The 25,558-nt window shown below is 43.9% G+C and carries 20 protein-coding genes; 11 read left to right on the top strand and 9 right to left on the bottom strand.

What is annotated here, in order from left to right; genetic code table 11:
* Positions 1–33: 33 nt before the first annotated feature.
* From RA086_RS11360 to RA086_RS11370, 3 genes are all read right to left on the bottom strand, one after another.
* Complete coding sequence (locus tag RA086_RS11360) at positions 34–1,233, bottom strand: CPBP family intramembrane glutamic endopeptidase (RefSeq protein WP_308703897.1); 1,200 nt, start codon at positions 1,231–1,233, stop codon at positions 34–36.
* Positions 1,234–1,322: 89 nt separating this feature from the next.
* On the bottom strand, positions 1,323–2,945 hold the full coding sequence (locus RA086_RS11365) for an ABC-F family ATP-binding cassette domain-containing protein (RefSeq protein WP_308703898.1): 1,623 nt from the start codon (positions 2,943–2,945) through the stop codon (positions 1,323–1,325).
* Between the two features lie 343 nt (positions 2,946–3,288).
* Entirely contained in the window at positions 3,289–4,086 is a 798-nt protein-coding gene (locus RA086_RS11370) for a Cof-type HAD-IIB family hydrolase (RefSeq protein WP_308703899.1), read from the bottom strand.
* 600 nt (positions 4,087–4,686) lie between these two features.
* On the opposite strand from RA086_RS11370, the gene RA086_RS11375 reads away from it, so the two are divergent.
* Entirely contained in the window at positions 4,687–8,178 is a 3,492-nt protein-coding gene (locus RA086_RS11375) for an SEC10/PgrA surface exclusion domain-containing protein (RefSeq protein ID WP_308703900.1), read from the top strand.
* 181 nt (positions 8,179–8,359) lie between these two features.
* Here RA086_RS11375 and RA086_RS11380 read toward each other — a convergent pair whose 3' ends face one another.
* Both RA086_RS11380 and RA086_RS11385 read right to left on the bottom strand, forming a co-directional pair.
* Positions 8,360–10,186: a DUF2207 domain-containing protein gene (locus RA086_RS11380; protein ID WP_308703901.1), complete on the bottom strand. Its 1,827-nt coding sequence runs from the start codon at positions 10,184–10,186 to the stop codon at positions 8,360–8,362.
* A gap of 169 nt (positions 10,187–10,355) precedes the next feature.
* On the bottom strand, positions 10,356–12,011 hold the full coding sequence (locus RA086_RS11385; protein WP_308703902.1) for a hypothetical protein: 1,656 nt from the start codon (positions 12,009–12,011) through the stop codon (positions 10,356–10,358).
* Between the two features lie 181 nt (positions 12,012–12,192).
* Between RA086_RS11385 and RA086_RS11390 the strand changes: the two genes are divergently transcribed.
* The 5 genes from RA086_RS11390 to RA086_RS11410 all read left to right on the top strand — a co-directional run bounded on the left by RA086_RS11390 (position 12,193) and on the right by RA086_RS11410 (position 18,407).
* Positions 12,193–14,703 carry an excinuclease ABC subunit UvrA gene (locus tag RA086_RS11390; protein ID WP_308703903.1) on the top strand — a complete coding sequence of 837 codons (2,511 nt, stop codon included), beginning with the start codon at positions 12,193–12,195 and terminating at the stop codon, positions 14,701–14,703.
* 221 nt (positions 14,704–14,924) lie between these two features.
* A complete protein-coding gene (locus RA086_RS11395; protein ID WP_308703904.1) occupies positions 14,925–15,845 on the top strand; it encodes a proline iminopeptidase-family hydrolase in 921 nt (306 codons plus the stop codon).
* Between the two features lie 3 nt (positions 15,846–15,848).
* Positions 15,849–17,216, top strand: a complete 1,368-nt coding sequence (locus tag RA086_RS11400; RefSeq protein ID WP_308703905.1) for an APC family permease — start codon at positions 15,849–15,851, stop codon at positions 17,214–17,216.
* Positions 17,217–17,886: 670 nt separating this feature from the next.
* Positions 17,887–18,147 (top strand): type II toxin-antitoxin system Phd/YefM family antitoxin, encoded by a 261-nt coding sequence (locus RA086_RS11405; RefSeq protein ID WP_308703906.1) that lies wholly within the window; start codon positions 17,887–17,889, stop codon positions 18,145–18,147.
* Positions 18,147–18,407 (top strand): Txe/YoeB family addiction module toxin, encoded by a 261-nt coding sequence (locus RA086_RS11410; protein WP_308703907.1) that lies wholly within the window; start codon positions 18,147–18,149, stop codon positions 18,405–18,407. The genes RA086_RS11405 and RA086_RS11410 overlap by 1 nt, the downstream gene beginning before the upstream one ends.
* 62 nt (positions 18,408–18,469) lie before the next feature.
* On the opposite strand, the gene RA086_RS11415 is transcribed toward RA086_RS11410, so the two are convergent.
* The gene (locus RA086_RS11415; protein ID WP_308703908.1) at positions 18,470–19,162 is read right to left on the bottom strand and encodes an EAL domain-containing protein; all 693 of its coding nucleotides are present in this window, start codon (positions 19,160–19,162) and stop codon (positions 18,470–18,472) included.
* Between the two features lie 96 nt (positions 19,163–19,258).
* On the opposite strand from RA086_RS11415, the gene RA086_RS11420 reads away from it, so the two are divergent.
* Both RA086_RS11420 and RA086_RS11425 read left to right on the top strand, forming a co-directional pair.
* Positions 19,259–20,614 (top strand): FAD-dependent oxidoreductase, encoded by a 1,356-nt coding sequence (locus RA086_RS11420; RefSeq protein WP_308703909.1) that lies wholly within the window; start codon positions 19,259–19,261, stop codon positions 20,612–20,614.
* A 194-nt stretch (positions 20,615–20,808) separates the two neighbouring features.
* Complete coding sequence (locus RA086_RS11425; protein ID WP_308703910.1) at positions 20,809–21,765, top strand: Dyp-type peroxidase; 957 nt, start codon at positions 20,809–20,811, stop codon at positions 21,763–21,765.
* A gap of 290 nt (positions 21,766–22,055) precedes the next feature.
* Here RA086_RS11425 and RA086_RS11430 read toward each other — a convergent pair whose 3' ends face one another.
* The 3 genes from RA086_RS11430 to RA086_RS11440 are packed head-to-tail and all read right to left on the bottom strand — an operon-like array spanning position 22,056 to position 24,100.
* Positions 22,056–22,412, bottom strand: a complete 357-nt coding sequence (locus tag RA086_RS11430; RefSeq protein WP_308703911.1) for a hypothetical protein — start codon at positions 22,410–22,412, stop codon at positions 22,056–22,058.
* A 19-nt stretch (positions 22,413–22,431) separates the two neighbouring features.
* Complete coding sequence (locus RA086_RS11435; protein WP_308703912.1) at positions 22,432–23,724, bottom strand: Y-family DNA polymerase; 1,293 nt, start codon at positions 23,722–23,724, stop codon at positions 22,432–22,434.
* Positions 23,705–24,100: a hypothetical protein gene (locus tag RA086_RS11440; protein ID WP_308703913.1), complete on the bottom strand. Its 396-nt coding sequence runs from the start codon at positions 24,098–24,100 to the stop codon at positions 23,705–23,707. The genes RA086_RS11435 and RA086_RS11440 overlap by 20 nt, the downstream gene beginning before the upstream one ends.
* A gap of 168 nt (positions 24,101–24,268) precedes the next feature.
* On the opposite strand from RA086_RS11440, the gene RA086_RS11445 reads away from it, so the two are divergent.
* The 3 genes from RA086_RS11445 to RA086_RS11455 are packed head-to-tail and all read left to right on the top strand — an operon-like array spanning position 24,269 to position 25,548.
* Positions 24,269–24,646 (top strand): nuclear transport factor 2 family protein, encoded by a 378-nt coding sequence (locus RA086_RS11445; protein WP_308703914.1) that lies wholly within the window; start codon positions 24,269–24,271, stop codon positions 24,644–24,646.
* Between the two features lie 26 nt (positions 24,647–24,672).
* The gene (locus RA086_RS11450) at positions 24,673–25,107 is read left to right on the top strand and encodes an Rrf2 family transcriptional regulator (RefSeq protein ID WP_308703915.1); all 435 of its coding nucleotides are present in this window, start codon (positions 24,673–24,675) and stop codon (positions 25,105–25,107) included.
* A gap of 30 nt (positions 25,108–25,137) precedes the next feature.
* On the top strand, positions 25,138–25,548 hold the full coding sequence (locus tag RA086_RS11455) for a nuclear transport factor 2 family protein (protein ID WP_308703916.1): 411 nt from the start codon (positions 25,138–25,140) through the stop codon (positions 25,546–25,548).
* Positions 25,549–25,558 lie beyond the last annotated feature (10 nt).

Here is a 25,558-nt window from a genome sequence, read left to right on the forward strand (position 1 = left end):
AAAGCCTCACAATCGCGAGACCTACTTAGTCCATCAATAACGATCCACTTGGGCTTGCATCACTTGACGCCGTTTCCCAGTCAAGAAGAAAATCGTGATCAAACCGAAAACAATGACCGTAAAAATAATTGTTTGCCATTCAAAGGCATCCGGTTTAGCCATCGTTTGCGAGCCGGAAGCCATCATACTAAAAATGTCAACGCCAGCGTGAATGGTCATCGGCACTAAGATACTCCCCGAATACAAATAGCTGATCGCCAAAAAGCCACCCAACGACGCCGCAAAAATCATTTGTTCAAGGGTGGCGGTCAACGCTTGACCAGCTAACGCATTTGTTAAATGCCACAGTCCAAACAAGCCACTACTGAGTCCGACCGCCCAATCCAATTGATGACGATGTTGCTTAAACGCTCGCAATAACAAGCCCAAAACGGCAAAACGGTAGAGCCATTCTTCAGCGATGCCCGGCTCCAGACCACCTAAAAACATCTTCCAAGAAAATGCCTGTAATTTGAATGCGAATTGGGTAAAAGTCGTTTGCCAAGACTCACCAGCGCCAAAAGCATTCCAAATGATGAACGCGACACTGACCACGCCAATCAACGTCAGCCAACGCCAATCGGCTTGTTGATTGAGTCGCCAAGCTGGCCCGCGAACGCCCCAAACCATTAGCAACACGCCCACCGTCAGAACGAACCCAAAGGCTCCCAAGATACCACTATTTCCAACCATCTCAAAAACGGCTGGCGCCTTTAGTACCGGCCAAGCCAGCATCGTTGCTTGGGCCCCAATCAAGCCACTAAACACTACCGAAATCAAAAGCAGGATACGCCCAATTAACGATTTAACCGGTTCCATCGTGACATAACCGATCGGCACAAACATAAAAATCAAGTAGAAAAAAGCCACCGCAATCAGGCCTTGTGAATCAAGCGGTGTCCATTTACTCAGCATGGCCACCAAATTCATGACTAACAATGGCATCACTGTAAATTGAAAAATCGCTTGAAAGTAATGATTAAAGCGACGAAAATGCGGCCAGTCACGATAATCGGTCCCCGTTTCATAGGCGGGTAATAAACCACCTAAAAACAGGATTATCAGTAAAAGACCCCCAGTCGCGAAATAATCACCATTTTGAACGATCAATAATTGTAATAACGCTGCCCCCATTAGAACCACCAGCTGACCTAGATACCAGCGGCGAAACGGCTGGTCCACATATGCGGTCATAAAAAAATCCCCCAATCTGATTATGAGTTAATCATACCAGATTGACGGATTTGGTTGGTCATTATTTGTTTAACTTAAGTGATTGCTTACTAATATAAATCTTTGACCCGACCTTGGGTAGCTTCATGATTCAAATAATCGTCGTAAGTCGTATCGCCACGGTCAACGACCCCTTTATCACTAACTTCAACAATATGATCCGCAATCGTTTGAATAAATTCGTGGTCATGTGACGTAAAGATAATGGCGCCAGTGAAATCAATCAAACTATCGTTTAACGCGGTAATGGATTCCAAATCTAAATGGTTCGTCGGATCGTCCAATAGTAAGACGTTGGCCCGACTTAACATCATCTTGGATAACATGCCGCGGACTTTTTCGCCCCCGGAAAGCACGTTAACCTTGCGTTTCACATCTTCGCCAGAGAACAACATCTTCCCTAAGAAACCACGCAAGAAGGTGTTATCACTTTCTTCTTTAGGTGCGTATTGACGTAACCAATCAATAATCGTTAAGTTTTCATCGGTGAATTGATCATTGATATCACGTGGTAAATACGTCCGTGACGTCGTTTGTCCCCAAGTGACGGTCCCCGAATCAGGCTCAATAGCCCCCGCAATAATCTGCATCAGAGTCGTCGTAGCTAAATCACTACGGCTAATCAGGGCCGTTTTTTCATTAGGACGTAACGTGAAGCTGATATGATCTAAAATCTTCACACCATCGATCGTCTTCGACACATTTTCAACCCGAACTAAATCATTCCCAATTTCGCGATCGGGCGTAAATTTAATAAATGGATATTTACGTGAGGATGGTTTAATATCATCCAGCGTAATCTTTTCCAATTGTTTCTTACGTGAAGTGGCTTGTTTCGACTTCGAGGCATTGGCACTAAACCGGGCCACGAATTCTTGTAATTCTTTGATTTGGTCAGCCTTTTTCGCATTAGCATCGGTCTTGAGCTTAGCGGCTAATTGGCTAGATTCCATCCAGAAATCATAATTTCCGACAAATAACGTAATCTTTCCGAAATCAACGTCACACATATGCGTACAAACTTGGTTCAAGAAATGACGGTCATGGGAAACCACAATAACGGTCTTATTATAATCAGCCAAGAAGTTTTCAAGCCAACTGATCGATTGCACATCTAACCCGTTGGTCGGTTCATCCAAAAGTAACACATCGGGACTGCCAAATAAGGCTTGTCCAAGCAAGACTTTAACCTTTTGTGGTTCCGTCAATTCACTCATCTTTTGATGTTGCATTGATTCGTCGATACCTAAGTTTTGTAACAATTGATCCGCTTCAGATTCCGCGTTCCAGCCGTCCATTTCAGCAAATTCGCCTTCAAGTTCAGCTGCCCGAATCCCGTCAGCGTCACTGAAATCAGGCTTGGCATACAAAGCATCTTTTTCGACCATGATATCGTATAACTTTTCGTGACCACGAATAACGGTGGACAAGACTTCTTCATTTTCAAAGGCGAAATGGTTTTGGTTCAAACTGGACATTCGTTCGTTTGGTCCCATCGACACATTCCCAGTCGTTGGTTGTAATTTACCTTCCAAGATCTTCAAGAAGGTCGACTTACCAGCCCCATTCGCACCAATAACGCCATAACAGTTGCCCGGCGTAAATTTCAAGTTAACATCATCATAAAGTTTGCGAGTCGAGAACTGCATACTGACATTACTTACGGTTAACATTCGTATCCCTCACTTTTCTAGAGTGTGTTTAAAGGCGCATAGCTGGTGAGCATTGGCTGAGCTAACAGCTTGATGCGCTTCTTGCATCCTGCTGCTAGCTTTGCCAAGCGGAACCCGCTGCCTTTAAACACACGTTTCGACAATATAAATAACCACCGTCAACGGCCAAAAATCATCGAATAATCACACTCAATCATTCAGCCTAAGCGATTCTGGTCGTTGACAATATAAAAGAGGTCAGGATATCGCGTCCCAGCCTCCGTTCGTTTCCATCTAGTTGCAGTGTAGCATGGCGCTGACCCTTTTGGCAATCAAAAACCGGCCATTTTCAGAAATCAGCTCTTTATTTTCGTAAAATTTCATTTTCAATGTAAGCTAAGACGCCATCTTGTTCATTCGATTCCGTGACAGTATCCCCTTTTGTCTGCATCATTGCTGGGGCATTGCCCATTACCACACCCGTTTTCACGTAACGCAACATTTCTAAATCATTGGTCCCATCGCCAAAAGCCACCATTTCTGTTGACCGAATGCCTAATCGACTGCCCAGTAATTTAAGCGCCCGACCTTTATGCATTCCCGGTTGAATGAGATCCATGCTCCCTTGACCACCCGAAGCCGGCACCGCAATGCCTGCCAATTTAGGCGTTAATTCATAAACAAGTTGATCCGTCATGGCGGGCGCACAAATAATATCGAACTTCACTACTGGATCAGTGACTTGTGTTAAATCGGTCACCGTTTCTAATTGATAGTAGTAATTACCCATAGCAGCAATAAATCCGGGATCAGCCTGTTTAAGCACATGCACCATTTTTGTGCCACACAGTGCGATCTGAATTTCAGGATAGGCGGCCAAAGTGGCCAAAATCTGTTGTGTCGCCGCAGCTGAAAAAGTTTCAGCCGATAAGCCAACTTTCGCATTCATTAATTCGGCCCCATTGCCGCCGATCATCCACATACTAGGATAGTCTTTAAAAAAATCAACCAGTTCGACTGCTTGGTGACCGCTAGCAATGACAAACTGAATGCCACGCCGTTGTAATTCCGCATAAATTTTAGCGAACCACGAACGATTGTAATCCCCGTGATTATTGAGAAAAGTCCCATCCATATCCGTCGCAATTAATTTTACTGTCATTAACCTCATCCATTCGTTTCCATTTATGTAAGCCTTTACTTTGTCAAGCGTACAGTTAATTGGACTGGACCGCAAGTTTTTTTAAACGTCATTAGTTCCTAGACGAATGTCCCGTTTGGTCTGTCGAAAATAAGCAGCCCTATTTAATAGTAAGATCATGATTCTGGTTTTCAATTTAGTGGCGCAAAACTGATTGGTTTCGACACTCTAATAACCGTCATCACTTCTGGAGATAATTACTAAGCTTTATCAAAGCTACTCTGCCCATTAATCATGGTTATTTACTAAATCGTACTGTTTAACTACAATCAGTAAAAAGTACAATTTCCATTAAAGTGGGGTAAATTTTGACCAGTCAACGGTGACGATAATCAGCCATTAATCAAATTATTTGGCCACCAATATGCGCCTTAATCGTTATGTGCTAAAGCTTTCAGTAATCTGATCATAATTTCATTAAAATACCATCCCTTTTTGATAGTTATTGGCGTAAACTATGTATATGGTCACGGATGGTAATGAGCGTCATTAATGTCATGCTTACAGGCCATTTGTGAACCACAAACTTTCTAAAACTATCCCAAAAGGAGTGTTTTAATTTTGAATCAATCCAAGTCCGTCACCACCGCTGTCTTAGTTAGTATTGCTGCTGTAGGTGCGGGGGTTGCACCTAGCCTCAATGCTAACGCCGCTACCACCGGAGATAACAGCCACATTGCCCGTTCAGTCACTACCGATTTCTCAGATATTAACCAAGCTCAAGTCAACGTTACCCAAGCCCAAGCCGCTAAGGACCAAGCTCAAGTTAACGTGGATTCTAAGACTCAGGCTGCCAAGGATACTCAAAACAAGTCTGATGCGACCAACCAATCGGTCCAAGACAACAAGAATACCGTCACCTCAGCTCAAAACAAGGTTAATTCAGCCCAAGCCATCAAAGATGAAGCTACGCCTGACAACATTTCAAAGGCTAAGGACAAGGTTACTACTGCTGACACCAGTGTCGGTGCTGCTAAGGACACACAAACTTCAAATCAAGGCGTGGTCAACCAAGCAACTGATGCTGTCAATACCCAACAAGGTCAGACTGATCAGGCCCAAAAGAATGTAAATGCGGCTCAATCTGCCGCTAACACTTCTCAACAAAATGTTGATGACAAGACAAACACTTACAATCAGTTGACCCCTGACAACTTAAAAGCTAAGCAAGATCAAGCCAACAAAACAATTAATACAACTGAGGCTGCTCAATCTGCTGCTGACACGAATTTAACCACGGCCAACGCAAATGTCCAGTCCACTCAACAAGCATCCGACAAGGCCAAACAAGACGCCAATGCTGCTGCCTCAACCACTGCGGATGCTCAACACAAGCAGACGGATGCACAAACAGCTTCTGACAAAGCCAATGCTGACAAGAACGCTGTCCAAGGTTCACATGATGGCGCAATTAATCAAGCCAACGAAGAACAAAAGAAGCTGGATGCACTAGACACGGGTAAATTAACTCAAAAGGTTACTGACACTCAAAACAGTATTAACCAAGACAACTCAGATATTGCTAATACGCAACAACAACAGCAACAAACTGCGGCTGACAAGGCAAATACTGATAAAGATGTTCAAAACAAAACCAACAATTTAAACAACGCTAACACTAACCTTTCAAATGCTCAAAACAAGGCTAACAGTGCGAATGCTAATCAGGTCAATGCCCAAAACGATTTGAATCAGAAGAACCAAACCATTAACGACATTCAAAGCCAAATTGATGCTGTACCTGTTTTGAACATTGATAAAGCAGCGTGGGAGAAAGCAGTTAATGGGCTGGTGCCTGCCGATCAAATTGCCAATATGACAGATGCCGAATACGCAGTTTATGAACAAAAATGGAATGCATATTGTCAAGAGTTCTTCAACAAAACCTATGAGGCTAACAAATTCAAATACACTACAAACGATCAGAACACTAAGATTACTAGCATTTCTCAACTAACAATCGCTCAATATCAAGACCTAGTGAACTATGCCTTAATTCTTTTAAATCAAGGTCGCAATATTTGGCGCGGCGATAATATCGAAATGAAATCACAAGTTGTTGATTTAAATGCCGCCAAAGATGTAGCACAAGCCTACAACGACGCCGGATTAAATGTATTTGACGAGAAAACCCATTTAAGTGATGCCGTAGATAAGGTTGCAGCGAAATACCATGTGGGTATCGGTAACTATGTAGGTCTTGGAGAAGACTGGGGCCAGACATTTATTGATAACATGATCAAAAAGAATGGTTCAATTTCAATTGCCCAAATAAAAGGGCAATTAGTAACCGTAATCGAGTTAATGTTATTTGGTGATGGTGGCAACAACAGCTGGGGCCATTTTCATTCAATGATGGGTGGTTCAGAAACTAGTGAAAATTACAACAACCAATATTACTTTGGATTGGCATTTGATCAATATGGCCATGTACATTTCACGACTCGCTCTGATGCAAATATCAACGGGACCACTCCAGATACAACGCCAATTATCACTACCCCGTCTTTGAACGAACTAAACACGTACTTGGGTACAGCAACTAACACTCGTAATTCCGCTCAATCAGCTTTGGACGCCGCTAAGCACGCTAATGTAACTGCAACTCAAAAACTTCAAGATGCGAAAACCACACTTACTAATGCGCAATATGACTTAGCTACAGCCCAAAACACTCAATCTAGTCTTGCCAACAAAATTCAAGCATTATCAGTGCAACTACAACAACAATCAGACAAGTTAAACACTGATCAGGCCACTTTAACACAAGCTAAGTCTGACTTAAGTAACTTGCAAGCCACACGAGATGCCCAAATTAAGGTTGTAGCTGCCGCGCAAGCCAAGGTACAATCAACCGGTGATGCTTTAGCTCAGGCAACTGCTAACGCTGACAATAAGGCTAAGTTACTAACTGCTGCTAACCAAACTTTGGATGCCGCTAAACAAGTTCAATCGATTGCGGATGGTAATGCCCAATCCGCTGCAACTGCCGCACAGGATGCCGTTACTAAGGCTAAAAACGCCACTGATGCTTTAGCAGCCACTAAACAACACGTTGCTGATGCCAAAGCTGAATTAGCATCCATCACGGCTGAACTGGCTGATTTTGCGAACGTGAAAGCCCACGCTTTATCTGAATTAAACAGCGCTAAGGCACTTTTAGCCAATGCACAAGCTCAATTGGATAGTGCTAAATCTACCCTTAACGGTCAGCAAAAAGCATTAGATACCGCTAACCAGGCACTCGCAAACGCCAAGACTAGTTTGGAAACTGCCACTCAAGCTGTTAAGGACCGCCAAAGCGAATACGAAACTGCTAAGGCAAAGTTATCACAACTGGAAAATGCGGACGCTACTTTAGCTGCTGCTAAAAGTGCATTAAACGATGCAACAATTACGCTAAAGCAAGCAGAACAAAATGACATGTCGGCCAAACAAAAAGCTGAAGCTGCCAAGCAATCACTTATAGAAGCAAAATTAGCCTTGATCAATGCCAATTCTGCTTATGATCGCGCTAAAACAGTCTTGGATAGTCTCCAAGTTAAGCATGACTTAGAAGTGAAATTGGCTGAAGAACGTGCCAAGCAAGCGGCTGACAACGCGGCAGCTCAGACCAAAATCGAGGAACTTGTCAATCAGTACAATGCTGCCAAAGAAGAGCTAGCCAGACTCAAACGGTTAGCTGAAGACACTGCAACGCCGACCAACCAAAATTATCAAGCTGCCCTCCTCAAAGTTCAATCACTGGCTAAAGCCATCGATGCTGCCAAAGCTGCTGCTAACTTAACGACACTAGCTATGACACAACAGTCGGAAAACGCTCAAGCAAATTCAGTTCTTTCAATTGGCAACCATACCGGTGTCGTTCTACCAACGAGTACTAATAATCATCGTGCCCAGCCACTATCCATGCTTAGCAAGAATAGTGCACTGCCACAAACTAGCGAATCTAGCCACAAAGCTACTTCAACTTTTGGCACTGCTCTTCTAGGCTTGTTATTGGGAATCCTAACTTTGGGAACCTTTAAGTTTCGCAAGCCTCACCGGAACTAAGTCAAACGATTAGTCCGCTTCTTTACTGAGTAATCAACATTCATAGCATACCAAAAGACCGGCTATTACTCGTTTCAGCTTCGAGTGATAGTCAGTCTTTTTTCTGATTTTTATAAATATCAAACAACCTGTAAGCTGTGATTGAAGCTAGCTTAATGCGATTCATCCGCTCAAAGCTCAGTTAAAATGCGCCCCCACCGGAGCCACCGCCAAAGCCACCCGAACTCCCGCCCGAAAAGCCACCGGAACCACCAGCTGGTGAGCTAGCCCCACTTGAGGCATCGAGTGCCCCTGAAAAGCTGTCACTTAGCGTCCCTGATAAATCAAAATCAAAGCCATCATTGGCAAAGAAGATTGGATAGTAAATGCCAATGCCCGCTGCGAGCGTGGCCGTACCGAAATCAATCGCCAACTTATTCGCAACCGGTTCTGCTAAGCCAAATGCAGCCGCATATGGTAAGATTTGTTCCCATAAAACCAAGTCACCGATCTCAGCTGTATTAAAATGGCCAATATCTTTTAGCATCTGCCGAAAACCAGTAATTTGATTCACCAGCGCAAGGCCCTCATCCGTATTGATCGTAATTTTACGATAATTAACGATTGCCAGCAGCCAGATCAGCCCAGTTAAAATTGCCACGACTATCCCAGTGATCAGCGCCAACAAAGGACTGATTAGTAATCCAACCAACGTCGCCAAGAGACTGATAATTGTCGTTGCCACACCAAAGCCTAACCAAATATGGCGTAACCGATAGTTAGTTTGATCTTGATAGGCGGCAACTGCCTCGTCAATCGTGTGTTGCCACTGTGTAAACCATTTATTTAGCCGTCCCTTGGTATCCTTTTCTCCAAACTTCTTTAGTTGATCTAACCGTAATTCATCACGAACCGCTACCTTATCAAAGCAGTGCGCTAAAAATGAATTCGTGATGGGCGCTAATTTAGTTAGTTTTACAGTCGGTTTTCGTTTTCCTAAGATTGGTTCAAGCGTCAACTCTTTGTCAGCGGCCGCTTGCAAAATTTCTGCCGATAGTGCCCGCGTATCCGGTGACGCGGTTCGCCACAAGGATTGCGCCACGGCTGGTTGCACTGTTGGCACATCAAATGAGTGATTGATTGGAATTGGCCGCTGATGCGAATTAGCAGGATGGCGTCGCAGCCACCACCAATAACCCAGCACAGTCACGACTAATGCGACTATCGCTAATCCATACAACACCTTGCCGATCAACGATTGTCGCCGCCGCTTAGCATTAGCCGCTTTCGCCAACGCAGCCTCTTGCTTTTGCGCTGCAACAAGACGTTTTTTGGAACTAGTTCGCTGATTAGTTGCTGTCACGCTAGTTGGAAATAGCAAGTGACTTTCAACAAAGGAATTCTCTGGATTGCTGGGCAAAGTCATCGTCACGCGACCGTTCCTTTTATCGACCTGCGTGTGACCAGTCAGCGGTCCATGCGTCCAAGCTTGCAACTGTTTAATATTTTTAGCGGGTAACTGGATGGTTAACCGGACCTTCTTCAGCGGTTCATCCCAACCCGTTCCAATAATTTTCCAGTTTAGTTCAGCCGTATCTTGATAATTCGTAATAACTCCGAGTAGGCGATAACGATAGGCGACCCGAAGTTCATCACCAGCGCTGACCGCGCGATAAAGTTTCACTCGAAATTGTTTTTTCGTTTGAGTCAGTTGATAGGTGTTATTAGCCTCGTTTTGCGTCGACCGCGCAGTTTCTGTCATCCCACCATTTAACCGCGTGGCGACCCCTTCAAATTGTGCACCTTGGATACCATGCAGATCTTGCACGTTATAGACCCCATGGTAATCGTCGCCAAAGAGATAGTTTATCTCCTGGCTGACTTCTGCACTCCCATCTTTAGCCACATCTACATGCACATCATAATTTTTGATCGTATAATCTGCTTGCACAGCCAACGGTCGCCAACTGAGTGTGATGATGGTTACAAACATGCTCGCAATGATGAACCACCAAAGTCGTCGTTTCATAGGCCACCCCTCATTTCCCCGATTTAGCTCAATTTTACCATACCAATTCGGGCACAGCTAATCTTACGATAAGGCGCTCAATTTTGGTGATTGCTGCTCGCTGCAGTGGTCCGAAAAGTTTCCATTCAACAAAAAATGGTCACCCGTTTAGGCGACCATTTGACCGTATTTAAGGCTTACGACTGAGACTAATTCCTAAACCAACCCAAGTAACTAAACTTATGGCAATTAAGGGGTAGTCAAAACTAGGCGCTTGGGCTTTGACGACCAACTGATTACGGCGTTTTGGCAATTTTAATCTGAGATGATCCGTCGCTAAGCTTTTAACTGGCTCACCATTAAGGGTCATGTGGTAAGTGACGCCACGATATTGTGCAAATGCCAGATCTGTCACCCGGCCCTTTTGTGGCGTTTCAACCAGATAAATGCCACGATCACCCGTGCTGTGTTCAAGCGTTAATTTAGTCTGATTGTGTATTTCTAAGACGTCCTTGCCAGCCTTCGACTTTGGATGATATTCAGGTAAATAACTCGTCGTATTTAACATCTGAAAATAGGTGCCGCGCGCAACGATGCGATGCGGATCACCCGCCGGCACCGGATGCATCGACTGGTTGAATAAACCCAGCGAGCTGAGCGCCATTAACGTGATGACTGCCATACCACTCCAATAAGTCCGGCGTTTCAACGGATGCTGATTACAATAAAGCACTAGCGTAACCATCGTTAATAACGCGGTGGCACACAACAGTCGACCCCAAAACTGAATCACGCCCACTGGTGACTGGGCTAACTTTTCCCATGGCCACCAGCTTAAAGTGATGACGATACTGAGCAAAGTTAGTTTTAACCACGGAATCCAGGTTTCCTGCTTATAACTTGCAGCATACCGGAACCATTGACTCACCAAGAAGCCCAAGAGCACCATGACTGGTAGCCCTACGCTCCAACTACTCGCAACTTCACTAAAACGATTAGTGAGCCACACTTGTTGCACCTGTGCCAAATCAATCGTGATTAAATTTCGAAATGGTACCGTCATTTGATTATTAAAGCTGACATAAATAAGATTGCCTAAGGAATAAGCTGAGGCCCCTAAGGCAACGATACCTGCTTTTAACAAACCAAATAACTCAGATCGTTTAAGCTTGCGTTGCCACCAACGGATTGCTTCGATCAAGCCAAGGACAAGGCTAACGACTAATAATGACAACACATGACTATTCGCGATTCCGGCCATGCCGACTGCCAACCATAGCCAACCCCGATTGACCCGTTCAGACTGCCAGAGCTGTAAACACCCCAACAAGACTAATGGTAAAAATAAGTACGCCAACAGCTCACCCATCGCAGTACGCGCATATAACAATGCCAAATGATAGGTATTCAATAAATAAATCGTCACACCTAATAGCTGATAACGGCGGCTACTGGTTAACTGTCGGCAGAGTAACCAACTAGTGAGGCCAGTCAGCCAGTTAACGAGTAAAAAACCTATCGCCATGGCTAATATCGGACTCGCCACTAAAAAGCGGGGCCCGATAAAAATAACTGCCGTCAGCCATGGATACATGCCATTGACCGCTAAGCCCTGCTGACCAAAGCCAAAGAAATTAACTAATGGTGGTAATTGTAAACCCTGCAATGACCGATAAACCTGTTCAAGTCGTGTAAAATGAATGCGACTATCCGAGGACATAATAACCGCATGATGCCAAAATTCGGGCACGGTGATTAATAATCCTAATCCTAAAATTCCTACAACCAATGCCATACTTCGATACCGCTCAATTCCCCATGAACGGCATTTTGCGATCACTTCCACAACTATTTCCCCCATACTTTTGACCAATCATTATGACCCAACCGTTTGCTTGATTGTACTAATTATCATAGTTTAACATACGTGCGAATCCGAATACACTTCAATGTGCAAATCTAGCCGGTTGTTGTAGCATAGAATTAATCGTTCAATCACCATTAATCAGAAAGGAAGTCTCGATTTCATGCCTAATTCCACCATCCCGACCCATATCAAGGTCCGCGGTGCCCATGTCAACAACTTAAAAAATATGTCTGTTGATATCCCTTTAAATTCATTTGTGGCCATCACCGGTCGTAGTGGCTCCGGTAAATCTTCACTCGCCATGGGCGTGCTTTACGCTGAAGGGGCACGGCGCTACTTAAATGCGCTCTCCACTTTCACTCGGCGCCGGATTAACCAAGTCGGCAAAGCCAATGTTGATTCGGTTGAATATTTGCCATCCGCATTGGCCTTGCGCCAACGCCCACAAGTCCCAGGAGTCCGTTCGACCGTTGGGACCATGTCTGAAAGTTTAAATATTCTGCGACTAGTCTTTTCGCGACTCGGTTCACCCGTCTGTCCTAATGGGCATCGCCTGAAACCAACCTTAGCGATTGCTGAAAATATGGGCCATTTAACTTGTCCAGTTTGTGGCGTACATTTTACCGCCTTTGGTGCAGAAAGCTTTGCCTTCAATTCCACCGGTGCTTGTCCCACCTGTGGCGGACTCGGTGAAGTCCGCCAGATCAACGCCGATTTGCTCATTGCGGATGAAGATCAAACCATTCGTGAAGGCGCGGTGGCTGCTTGGCACTTACCAGGCCGAAATTTCATGCCCATCGTCGCCAATGGTATCGGCATTCCTATCGACGTGCCCTACAAAGATCTCAGTGCCGCCGACAAGCAGCGAGTGCTACACGGCGACAAACAAACCGTTGAAATCAGCATTCCCAGTGCTAAAGGAAAAATTTTCCACATGAACAACGCAGTCTATGAGAATGCCTTTGCCGCAGTGGAAGACAGCATGGCAACGACTAAAAACGAACGGACCATCAAACGTTTGAATCGCTTCTATACTTTTGACACCTGTCCCGATTGCCACGGCTCTCGCTTCAATCCAAAATTGTTACAACAATTATTGGTTGGCAAAAACATCGCCGAAGTCAGTGATCTGACGGTCGCTGATCTACATCAATTTGCTAAAAAAATCGTGGCTTGGCTCCCAGACAGTATGCAGACTTTGGGTCAATCTCTAGTTTCTGAATTATTATTAAGCCTACAACCAATGGAAGACCTCGGCTTAGATTACCTCACTTTAAGTCGCCCAGGTGCGACCTTATCCACTGGTGAATTACAACGAATCCAATTAGGACGTACATTGCGGAGTGCCACTACCGGGGTTCTCTATGTTTTAGATGAACCCTCCGTTGGCTTACATCCGGCCAATGTCGCCGGGTTAATCAAGACCTTTCGTGGCCTAGTTGCCCAAGGAAACTCTGTGGTCGTCGTCGACCATGATACGAGTATCATCTCCGCCGCAGATTACGTGCTTGAAATTGGCCCAGGCGCGGGTAAAAACGGCGGCACGATTGTCGACCAAGGGACCGTTGCAACGATCAAGCAGCAATCGACCTCCTTGATTGCCCCATTTTTAAACGGCACAGCCACCTTGCGCGAGCGTCCCGTCTTAGCAGATCGTGACCTCTGGACTAAGGGCAGTCTTGATATTGAAGTAGCGCATCGTTTCAACATCCAAGATATTACCGCTCATATTCCCAAGAATCGGCTCACAACAATTACTGGGATGAGCGGTGCGGGTAAAACGACGCTGATCTTGGATAGCTTGATTCCAGCTTTAGAAGCGACGGCCAAACATCTACCACTACCAAAACACGTGACACATTTTAACAATAATCATGTCCGTCACGTCATTAAGGTAGATTCCGTTCCAGTTGGTAAGAATGTTCGGTCAACCGTGGCCACCTACACCAACATTTTGGATAATTTACGGCGCCTATTTGCAGCGACCCCTGCCGCTAAGCAAAAAGGTTGGACCGCCAGTCAATTTTCTTACAATGTCGCGGCGGGCGCTTGTCCAACTTGTGGCGGGACTGGCGAAATTTCGCTAGACGTGCAGTATCTGCCCGATATCAACGAAGTCTGCCCACAATGCCATGGCGCTCGTTACAATAAAGAAACTTTAACCATCGATTGGCAAGGCAAAAACATCGCCGAGATTCTCGCCCTATCCGTGGATGAAGCGTTGGACTTTTTCAAAGCCGAAACGAGCATTGAAAATACGTTACAGATTCTTCACGACATGGGACTAGGCTACTTGTTACTTGGTGAAAGTACCCCCGCACTATCCGGTGGTGAAGCGCAACGCCTAAAGTTAACTTCACGAATCGGGAAACGCCAAAATGGGACTTTATTTGTCTTCGATGAACCTTCCGTTGGCTTACATCCGCTAGACATTCAGCAACTGGTCAAAGTTTTCAATCAGCTGATCCAACAAGGTGCCACGGTCATCGCCATCGAGCATGATTTAGATGTCATCGCTAACGCCGACTATATTATTGATATGGGTCCGGCTGGTGGTATCAACGGTGGTCACATTGTGGCAACCGGGACACCTACCGAGGTTAGTCATAATTCGGCTAGTGTTACGGGTAAATATTTGAAACAACATTTAGCCTTATTTGGGCAAGCCTGACATGATTTAAACAAACAGAAGCAGTTGCGTTGACCTTGATGAACGGGTCATCGCAACTGCTTCTGTTTGTTTTTCCAGAGAATTAGTGTTTGTTAAGTGATAAATTGCTTCAAACCGATAGTCTACTGACAACTCGGTTTAAAATTAGAATTCGATTTGAAAAAGATGAGAATTAAGTGTATTTTAGTCAGTATTAACATAAAAAGGTGGGTGTCGGATTCATGCGAAATATCACGCGAATTTTAACACTAAAAAATGGCTATCATATCTGGACACATACAAATAATCTAGGCGGCAAAACTAAATTGCTCTGTCTTCACGGCGGCCCAGGTGATACTCACGAAGTTTTTGAACGCTTTGGCCCGGAGCTGGCAGACCTCGACATTGAAGTGACGATGTATGACCAACTTGGTTCTTGGTATTCGGATACGCCTGACTGGGATGACCCAGCGATTAAAGCGACGTATTTGACTGAAGACTATTATCTGAGTGAAGTCGACGAGGTTCGACAGCTACTCGGCTACGATCATTTCTTTTTAGCGGGGCATTCTTGGGGTGGTATGCTCGCCATGACCTACGCTGCGCAACATCAGGAACAACTCGCAGGTCTCATTATCATCAGTATGATCGATAATATTCCGGATTACGTGACCCACATCAAAGCGATTCGTGCCGCCGAATTCTCACCGGCAGAAAATGCCTTCATGGCGGCTATTGAACGCCGAGGGCAGTGGTCAAATCCACATTATCGGCAGTTGATTGCTCACTTGTATCACGGTTATGTCAATCGTCGCCAACCAGCGATGATGTCTCATACGGTCGATATTCAGGCCAAACCCGTCTACAACCATTTTCAAGGCGACAATGAATTTGTGGTTGAAGGTGACCTCGATCACTGGGACTTCTCTGAGCAATTAAAAACCATTCAGGTCCCCACGTTGTTGTCGTTTGCAGATCACGAAACGATGCCGCTGACAACGGCTAAACGCATGCAACACAACATGCCAAATGCGCAACTGGTCGTGACCTCGGATAGCGGTCATAACCACATGGTCGATAATCCAGTAGTCTTTTTTACTAACCTAAAAAATTACTTTTTAGATTTACGCCATGGCACCTTCAATCAAACTAAGGAGAACTAGCCAATGGCAACTAATCAGATTCACAATGATCAAAATGCCAAACTTAGCGATTTTGGTTATAAACAGGAGCTCGACCGAACGTTATCGGTCAAAGACTTAGTGGTGTACGGCTTGATCTTCATGGTGCCGATTGCTCCGATGGGAATTTATGGATCCGTCATTTCCGCGTCACGCGGCATGATTGCGCTCACTTACGCCATTGGGATGGTCGCTATGTTTTTTACTGCTTTGAGCTACGGTCAACTGTCACGTGCGTTCCCAATTGCCGGTTCAGTGTATGCTTATGCCAAACTTGGCATTAATCAAACTATCGGTTTCTTATCCGGTTGGATGATTATTTTGGACTACATTTTCGTCCCAGCGTTGCTCTATATCATTTCGGCCAATTCGCTCAAATCATTATTACCGACCGTCCCTACTTGGATCTGGTTAGTCATCTTCATCACGATCAATACCTTGATCAATGTCCGAGGCATTGAATTTACCGCCATTGCTAATCGAATCTTCTTGATTGGGGAATTAATTGTGCTCGCCTTCTTTGTCATCATGGGCGTCTACGGTTTAATGCACGGCGTGGGTAACGGCTTTACTTTGAAACCATTTTACGATGCCAAACAGTTCAATCTTAACTTTGTCATGACCGCAACTTCCGTGGCCGTCTTGAGTTTTCTAGGCTTTGACGGCATTAGCACCCTCGCTGAAGAAACCACTGGCGGCAACAAGACGGTGGGTCAAGGGATCATGTGGTCACTCATGATTGTCGGGATACTCTTTATCTTGCAAACTTATCTGGCCGCCTTAATTGTCCCTAATTGGCACTCATTTAGTGATTTAGATACAGCCTTTTACGTCGTGGCCGGTAAAGTCGGTGGCCCCTTTTTGATGTATTTGACCACCATTGCCACGATCCTTTCCTGGGGATTTGCCAACGCCTTAGCCGCTCAGGCCGCAATTTCAAGAATTCTCTTCGGCATGTCACGTGACCATAATTTGCCTAAAGTTTTAGCTAAAGTTCATCCTAAATATAAAACACCCTATGTCAGCACGATTCTGGTCTCAGTGATTTCCTTGCTCGTTGGCCTAGCCTTTATGAACAACAGTGGCGTTCTTTCTGAAATTGTGAATTGTGGTGCCCTGACGGCTTTTTTAGTCATCCATGTCGCCGTCATCAATCATTTTCTAATCAAAGAACGGTCCCACGATTATTGGCATCACCTGATTGTTCCCATTATCGGCTTTGCCGTCATCCTATTTGTCATGTTGAACTTAAACTTGCTTGCGAAAGAAATTGGGGGCACTTGGCTAGTTATTGGGCTCATTTACTATAGTATTTTGCGATTGACACAGCGAAATACGGAAATGACTTTATAGTTAAAGGTTGAAAGATTCAAAAGCATCACAAATGTTGTCGTACCGGTAACCAGACTCACCTAAATTTAGCGCTCCGTCAGTCAAAATCGGTGTGCTGTGGGGGGCGGCGCCAGCCAAGGTACGGTCTGACGCCTCAATTCCAAGCCGATAAAACACGTCTTTGAATTGCCCCGCGAGATTAGTCAGCCAAGAACGCCGACTAATCTCGCCGACACTGCACACCGATTTTGACTGACTCCGCTAACCGTAAATAACTACTGACTTAGCTGGAGGTTGTTGCTGATAGCATCGGACGTGCAGGTAGTGTTTGACCGGCGTTCTTTTGCCGGCCTTACACCACGGACGGTCCGGGAGATTTGCGGCTTTGGCAAAGTTTCCGGGCGAGGTTCAAGACGTTTCTATGGCTTGAACCGGTCCCTCGTCCGCATGTTATCGGCAACAACCGGAAGCGGCAGTAGTCGACTAGTTTTCATTACCGGATTGTTGACGTAGTGGTGCAGACCGGCAATTTTTAACTTTCAACCTTTAGTTTATAGTTAAAAACCGCATGACGAATTTCATGCGGTTTTTGCGTATTTGCTTCATGTCATCAGCTAAATGATCATCCTTTTTAATTGCGTACGCGAAACGCGTACGTTAAAATAACATTGAACAATTGGAGGTCAAAATAATGCAAGAAACCTTTACACCCACTAGTGCACGTAAAGATCTATACCAAATTTTAAAGCATGTCGCACTTGACCATCAACCTGTCACGATTCAGCAAAAGGACGAAAATCTGGATACCGTCATTCTCAGTAAAAGTGATTATGACGCACTCCAAGAAACCCTAACACTCGCAAGTGATGGGACTCTCGCCAAAGTTGCTGAACGTCAACACGATGCCTCAGGCGTAACCGCTATCGATGACCTTGACTGGAATAAACTGTAATGTATACCGTTGTGATTAAAAACTCAGCAAAAGCTGATCTAAAAATGGGTAAAGAATCTCAGCTGGTGACCAACTTTCTCACGATCATTGCACAACTCAAACAAGATCCTTATTTTCCTAACCAAAGTTTAGAAAAGTTGACACCACCGGCCTCAGGTCTATATTCACGCCGCTTAAACATTCACCATCGAGTCGTTTACACTATTGATCACAAAACTAAAACCGTTGTGATTTATTCTGCTTGGAATCACTACGCTTAATCACCGCACAAAACAAGCCCAGCACACTCAATCATCGTTGAGGGCGCTGGGCTTGTTTTAGGTTATGCTAATTGTGCATCTTGTGGTAATTTCAATAATTGTGGTCGACTGAAATAGTAACCTTGCTTGAGCTTAATTCCTAATTGCTTGCTCAATTGGTTGTCTTCATGATCCTCAATACCTTCTAGCACCATCCGCAAACCATACTCGCGGCTAATCGCATGCCAGAAATGAATTTTCTTTTGAATATTCGGATCTTTAAATTGCTTGTTAAAGTTTTGCAACGCAAATTTCACTTCTGAAACTAATGGCAATAAGTCTTGGATTTCATTAAAATAATTATCGCCAGTGCCGACATCATCCAGTGAAAGCTGCATGCCGCGATTGAGGAACGTTTTTAGCTGCGGCAATAATTCAGCAACCGTATACTTTTGTGGTCCGTCCTCTTCAGTTAGCTCAACAGTCAGCTTAGTTGGATAAAGTTGTTCTTGGCTCTTAATAATTGCCGCCGCAATGGAAGTCGTCATCAGCTGTTCACGGCTGACGTTAACCGAACAATAGCGCACTTTCAACGAAAGTACCCGCGTGGATTCTACTAAAAGATCCGCAATAATTTGTGGATCAATTGCCGAGAATGATTCCGGTAAGCGCCAGCCCTCCGGTGTCCATTGCTTCATCAGTAATTCATACCCAAAGATTGACTTAGTATCAGTATTAATTTGTGGTTGTACGAAATAACGATAAATTGGCTTCAATAAATTTATTCTCCTATAAAATGCGAACTAAAGGTTTAATTAAATTAACATTATACTATAATAAAGTAACTACTAGCAGAAAGAAAGGATTATTTTATGAAAGTTGTTGTGATTGGATGCACCCATGCGGGTATCGCAGCGGTAACGCAAATTTTAAAAAATTATCCCCAAGCAGATATTACCGTGTTTGAACGTCAAGCACAGATTTCCTACCTGTCATGTGCGACCTACTTACATATCAAAGGAACCGTCGAGACACTTTCAGATGCATTATACGCCGAACCGACCGACTTTGTGAAGCAAGGTGTTCATATGCAGATGCAACATGATGTGATTCGCGTCGATGCTAAGGACCATACGATTCTCGTTCAGAATTTAACGACGAAAGCTATGACGACGGTGAGCTACGACAAGCTCATCATGGCAACCGGCTCCGTGACGGCGATTCCGGCCATCACCGGGATTGAGAATCCTAAGGTCATGTTATGTAAGACTTACGACCAGGCTCACGATCTCTGTCAAAATACAGCCAATGTTAAACGGATTTTAATTGTTGGTGGTGGCTATGTCGGTGTCGAGCTTGCGGAAGGCTATGCGGATTCTGGGCATCAAGTTTTATTGATTCAGCAGCCTAGCCATTTGCTCAATGCCTATGTGGAACCTGAACTTTCGGAAGCGATTGCCAAAGTCATTCGCGACCATGGCGTTCAAGTTGTCACGAATACAACGGTGACGGCCTTTAAGGAAACCGACACGGGCAGCCTTCTTGTCAAAACGGATGATCAAGATTATGAAGTTGATATGGCCGCCATTAGCGCGGGGATTATCCCCCAAACGGACCTTTTGCAAGGTAAGGTGCGGATGACGCGCAACGGGGCAATTGAAACGGATGACTACATGCAAACTTCGGACCCCGATATTTTGGCCGCTGGTGACTGTGCGCTCGTTCATTTCAATCCTACCGGCACAATGGTCTATGCGCCCCTCGCTTCGCACGCCGTTCGTCAAGGCGCACTGGCTGGCCTAAACGTTTTCAAACGACGCGTTCGGTCAATTGGCACGCAGGTTTCTACTGGGATGTATATTTTCAAACACACCGTTGCTTGTACCGGATTAACGTATGCAGCGGCTAAAGCGGCCAAATTTGCGGCTGCCAAAGTCAGCTATACCGCGCCCTATCGGCCAGATTTCATGCCGGATGCTTATCCGGTGACCGTTGAATTAATTTACGATCGCAATAATCGCAAGATTTTAGGCGCCCAGCTGATGAGTAAACACGACGTTTCACAGTCGGCCAATGTGATCTCATCGCAAATTCAAAATGATAGTACGATTGATCAGCTGGCCTTTTTGGACATGCTATTTTCGCCCAATTTCAATAATCCATTCGATTATCTGAACATCGTGGCACAAAAAGCGGTTGCTCAAGAAGACGGCTATCTACGGACTTAATTGGCCACTACAGTTAATTATCAAAAAGGATTGAGAAAAATTTCGAGCTTTTCTCAATCCTTTTTTGACGCCAAATTTTCCTCGTTCAAAAATTGACTTAACTGTCGGCGAGCACCCTTTTATTATTCACTTTGATTGACGCAGTTTAAACCGACAGTTACCCTTGGTTTATCAATCATTTTGGAGGGATTTCCATGCCAATCACACCTAGTCACGCTCAAGATGTCTGGAAGGATGTCGGCGAACATGTTCAATTCACCGTTTTAGCTTTGGACCGCCATAACCTTGATCACACCCGGGCCGTTTTCCAAGAATTTGCGGATCGTTCGCAAGCCATTATTCGCTCGTTACGCATTCGCGACGCCAAACCTGAAACTGGCACCCAACTCAAAGTAAGTATTGGTCTCAGTAACACTGCTTGGGAAACACTCTTTCCTGGCGCACCCAAACCCAAAGAACTGACAACTTACACCACCTTAACTGGGGACCACTACCAGATGCCCGCAACTTCCGGTGACCTTTTCTTTCATATAAGAGCCAGTAATGAGGCTATCGTCTACGAATGTCAAACTCAGTTTCGGCGAGTTTTAGACGAAGTCACCACCGTCATTGATGAAACCAAAGGCTTCCGCTATTTCGAAGGCCGGGCGATCATTGGCTTTATTGACGGTACCGAAGCCCCGGCCGTTGAAGACGCCGCCGATTACGCTCTCGTTGGGGATGAAGACCGACAATTTGAAAATGGGTCCTACGCTTTTGCACAAAAATGGCAACATAATATGCCTGTTTGGGATCACATGAAAACAGAAGAACAAGAAAAAGCCGTTGGCCGTGAGAAGTTCAGTGATTTTGAACTAGCTGACAAAGATAAATTTAAGAACGCGCATAATGTCGCTTCAAAACTAGACATCAACGGCGTTGAACAAAAAATTGTTCGCATGAACGTGCCGTTTTCTGATCCAGCAGCTGGCAACACCGGGACTTATTTCATTGGCTATGCCCGCCACTGGACCGTTACTAAAGGGATGCTCCAAAACATGCTTGAACAGGATGATTTTCTGCTCAGCTTCTCGACGATTCTTTCAGGACAAATCTTCTTCATTCCATCTCGTGATTTACTGGCTAAAATTGCTGCGGATGATTTTCATTAGCTTCGTCAAAATAACTTGGTACCAGTGTATCGTAATTATAAATATCCGCTTAACTTGCCGTTCCGGTTGGTCTGGCTTGATGCTGGAACGTGGTGGCCACGTTTGTGAGCCAAGGTGCGGTCTCACAAGCCGGGCTTTTCCTAAGCCGGAAGCCCACCAGCAAAGGAAAATTTCATCAACTCTCTTGTCAACTTAGTGTAAGTAATATTGTAAATGATATTGATTCAAAATTAAGCAGTATGCATTTACTAATTATTTATACAAAACGGACTCTGGTCAGCGAGTCCGTTTTAGTTGTTTCTTTTAGCGTGTGAATGATAGCTTGTATTTGCATAGTAACCGTGCACGTTATCATTAATGATAGTTGCCCCGGGCCGGACAAGGTGATGGGTATCACGAAATTCTATGTTGAGCTGTGTATGTTTTTTTAAATCCACCAGAATCTCATAGTAAAGCTTATTATCGTGAGGTATTTCCAGTAGATCATGACTGTGCACCAATTTTTGCCCAGTACGTTGTGCCTGCAAAAAGAAGGTATAACAGTCAAACAAGTGGTTATCAACAATCAAGATATGATAGCGCCAATGAGTTTGACGCAGAAAATATTGATCAAAATTTTGAATTAAAACCTTGGACTCTGACAACATGTTTGTTTCCTCCATATATTCAGGCTTGATGACCCCCAACAAGTGTTGAACGGTCAATTGCGGTTCCCGCATTTGTCTTACTATAACCTCTAACAAGCGCTTTATAGCCATACCTAGATCGTATCTGGTCAATCGTATTTTCTAAGCGCAGATTAGCATCATGATGCTTAACATCTTCGAATAAGGATGTTTGAAAAGATGTGGGCTGACTAATTCGATTTACCCGGACACCCAAATTGCGTAATGCATTACCTTGCCAACGATTCTCAAATAAATATTTAACTGTCCTAATCAAATCGTTTGTTTCGTTAGTAGGATCGATCTTGGTCTGGGTTGACCAGCCACTGTGTCCTTGACTATCTGGTTCAGAAAAGCCAACCGAAATGCCAATTATTTCACCTAATACGTTGTGCTTTCTTAGGCGAGTTGCTACTTGATCAGCGATTTCAAATAACACTGTTTCAATTTCTATTTGATTAGTGTAATCATGCATTAAGACCTGATTATTACCATAGCCACGATTATCAGCTCGTGGTACATAGCGTTTGGTTAAATCAGTATAATCAATACCCCAGCTGTGAAAGTAGAGTGCATCACCTAAAACTCCGAAGTTTTGCTTTAACTTTTTCCGATTACTGTGAGCTAAATCATAAATAGAGTGAATTCCTAGATTTTCAAGTTTTTTTGCTGTTCTGGAACCAATGGACCAAAAGTCGGTTAACGATCCAATCCGCCAGAGCTTGCTTTCAACATCTTCATACCCCCAATAAGCGCGCCACGGTGCGCTTTCCTTAGCAGCATTATCCAAAGCTAGTTTAGCCATCAATGGATTAGGCCCCATACCAACGGTGGTTATAATTCCAGTTTCTTGAAAAATCCTTTGCTGCACCTTAAACGCAATCTCGTCGTTAGTGCCAAAGAGTGCATGGCTATGCGTAAAATCAGCCAACAATTCATCAATCGAGTAAATAAAAGTATGCTGTTCATCAGTAAACTGCTGGATAATTTTACTAATTCGATAGTTTAAATGAATATAATCCGCCATATGTGGCTCTACGAGTTGAATATCCATGTCAAGCTTAATTTCATATTGACGTGTTCCCAGCTTTACACCATAATCGCGCTTGGTGTCCGGAGAAGCGGCCAAAATTAGACCACCTTGTGATTCAGATCGCGATAGAACTACAATTTTGGCTGCAAGCGGATATTCTCCGTGACGAATTGCTTCAGTACTGGCAAAAAAGCTCTTACAGTCAATACACATAATATCATGTACTGGTAACCTGGTTGGGTCATCCAAAGGCGTTGTCATGTGACCACCACTTTCCATCTCTAACTAATTCGACATGGCGTATATTATCCATTGGCTTTGCTGAAATTCTCCCATCATTCATTTTGAGATAGATGTTGTTAGCTTCAAAACCAACAACTTCACCTATAAGTTCAGATTTTATAAGATTATTTTCTAATATATTAAATTGTAATCGGACTTCCAAATGATTTTGCCAACTAGCCTGCAAGGCTTTATCAATAGCAATCTTGTCCACTTCTGGCTTAACCGGCGTCAGTTGCTCGCATTTTTGCTCGTCTTCAACATAAGTACTGGCATCTGATAAAATCCAGCCCATCCATTTCATCATGCCACGATCATCATATAACCATTTCTCGCGTGGGACTGTACGTTCCATGATTTCACCAACCTTTATAGCTCATTATACGAACACACGTTCCTTTGTGCAAATTTTGTTTACCGTGTTAGATTTTAAAAAAATAAATTTCATCTGTTGACATTAAAGCAACAGGTGTTATGATATTACCTGTGCTTAATAAAGCAACAGAAAACGAGGTAATTAATTATGACAAACAAACAACGTGCTCTTGATTATATGAATGCTGTGTTCACCGAAAAGGATATGGATAAGGTTGAAACCTTCTTCGGCAATGACTGGACTCAACATAATCCTTCTGTAAAGAATGGTATTCAAGCTTTACGTGACGTCTTAACTGACAATGAAATGAATTGGGAACCTAGTATCGTGATGGAAGAAGACGACATTGTTGCTGTGCACGGAAGATATACAAACTTCTTTGGCAAAACAGTGATTGCTGTTGATTTCTTTAGATTCGATGACGATGGAAAGATCAATGAACATTGGGATGTTCTACAAGAAGAAGTTCCAGCTGAAAAAACTGCAAGTGGAAATGCGATGTTCCCAATTAGAGCAAGTCATTAGAATAAATTTCAAGGAGGTATTTTTATATGAAGTATTCATATAAGGTCAGTGACGCAATCCATATCTTAGCCTATGTAAGTATTGTTCCTGCCGGAAATCTTAGTAGCAATACTATTGCTGAAAGTATTGAGTCCAATTCAAGTGTCGTAAGACGTTTAATGTCTAACTTAAAAAATGCCGGTCTACTGGCCAGCACGGTAGGTGCCGCAAAGCCACGGTTGGCGAAACCAGCTTCTGAAATTACATTGTTAGATGTTTTTAAAGCCGTTGAAACTAATCATGATATTCTTCATGTAGATCCTCATACTAATATGGACTGCCCAATTGGTGCTAACATCCAGAAAACATTAAATGACGCTTACGATCGAATTCAAAGCGCCACTGAAAAAGAAATGCAAAAAATTACGGTTCAAGAAATTATTGATGGTATTCAAAAGCGCCGTCAACAAGACATCTCATAACAGATTAAACATTCAAAGGAGAAATTAATTATGACTACAGCTACTAAAACATTAAAAACATTCCTAGATTCAATCAATTCAATGGACATCGAAAAGGTTCAAGCCATGTTTGCAGATAACGTGACACAATTCGTACCGTTTGCACCTGCAGGCACTCCAGACAAGATTTCTGGTAAAGAGAAAGTATCTCAAACCTTTGGTAGCCTACCTATGATGTTTAAGAACATGGACTACAGCAATATTGAGATTGTCGAAACAAATGAGGATAACTTTGCTATTGGCTTTGCCCACGCCGACGCAACTCTGGTTAATGATATGCCTTACGATCAAAATTACGTTTTCTATGTAAAGACTAATGATGCTGGCCTAATTGAAGAATATCGTGAATATATGAATCCTGTTAAATTGAACGAAGCCATTTCACAATTATCAACAAAATAATTAATAATAT

The sequence above is a fragment of the Lactiplantibacillus brownii genome, from assembly GCF_031085375.1.
GTDB classification, from domain to species: Bacteria; Bacillota; Bacilli; order Lactobacillales; family Lactobacillaceae; genus Lactiplantibacillus; species Lactiplantibacillus brownii.

Bases quoted from the DNA above. Each gene is read 5' to 3' on its own strand.
- RA086_RS11380 (WP_308703901.1), bottom strand. From the start codon at position 10,186: ATGAAACGACGACTTTGGTGGTTCATCATTGCGAGCATGTTTGTAACC.
- RA086_RS11410 (WP_308703907.1), top strand. From the start codon at position 18,147: ATGTATACCGTTGTGATTAAAAACTCAGCAAAAGCTGATCTAAAAATG.
- RA086_RS11370 (WP_308703899.1), bottom strand. From the start codon at position 4,086: ATGACAGTAAAATTAATTGCGACGGATATGGATGGGACTTTTCTCAAT.
- RA086_RS11450 (WP_308703915.1), top strand. From the start codon at position 24,673: ATGAAGTATTCATATAAGGTCAGTGACGCAATCCATATCTTAGCCTAT.
- RA086_RS11400 (WP_308703905.1), top strand. From the start codon at position 15,849: ATGGCAACTAATCAGATTCACAATGATCAAAATGCCAAACTTAGCGAT.
- RA086_RS11405 (WP_308703906.1), top strand. From the start codon at position 17,887: ATGCAAGAAACCTTTACACCCACTAGTGCACGTAAAGATCTATACCAA.
- RA086_RS11420 (WP_308703909.1), top strand. From the start codon at position 19,259: ATGAAAGTTGTTGTGATTGGATGCACCCATGCGGGTATCGCAGCGGTA.
- RA086_RS11430 (WP_308703911.1), bottom strand. From the start codon at position 22,412: ATGTTGTCAGAGTCCAAGGTTTTAATTCAAAATTTTGATCAATATTTT.
- RA086_RS11425 (WP_308703910.1), top strand. From the start codon at position 20,809: ATGCCAATCACACCTAGTCACGCTCAAGATGTCTGGAAGGATGTCGGC.
- RA086_RS11440 (WP_308703913.1), bottom strand. From the start codon at position 24,100: ATGGAACGTACAGTCCCACGCGAGAAATGGTTATATGATGATCGTGGC.
- RA086_RS11455 (WP_308703916.1), top strand. From the start codon at position 25,138: ATGACTACAGCTACTAAAACATTAAAAACATTCCTAGATTCAATCAAT.
- RA086_RS11360 (WP_308703897.1), bottom strand. From the start codon at position 1,233: ATGACCGCATATGTGGACCAGCCGTTTCGCCGCTGGTATCTAGGTCAG.
- RA086_RS11390 (WP_308703903.1), top strand. From the start codon at position 12,193: ATGCCTAATTCCACCATCCCGACCCATATCAAGGTCCGCGGTGCCCAT.
- RA086_RS11395 (WP_308703904.1), top strand. From the start codon at position 14,925: ATGCGAAATATCACGCGAATTTTAACACTAAAAAATGGCTATCATATC.
- RA086_RS11445 (WP_308703914.1), top strand. From the start codon at position 24,269: ATGACAAACAAACAACGTGCTCTTGATTATATGAATGCTGTGTTCACC.
- RA086_RS11365 (WP_308703898.1), bottom strand. From the start codon at position 2,945: ATGTTAACCGTAAGTAATGTCAGTATGCAGTTCTCGACTCGCAAACTT.
- RA086_RS11435 (WP_308703912.1), bottom strand. From the start codon at position 23,724: ATGACAACGCCTTTGGATGACCCAACCAGGTTACCAGTACATGATATT.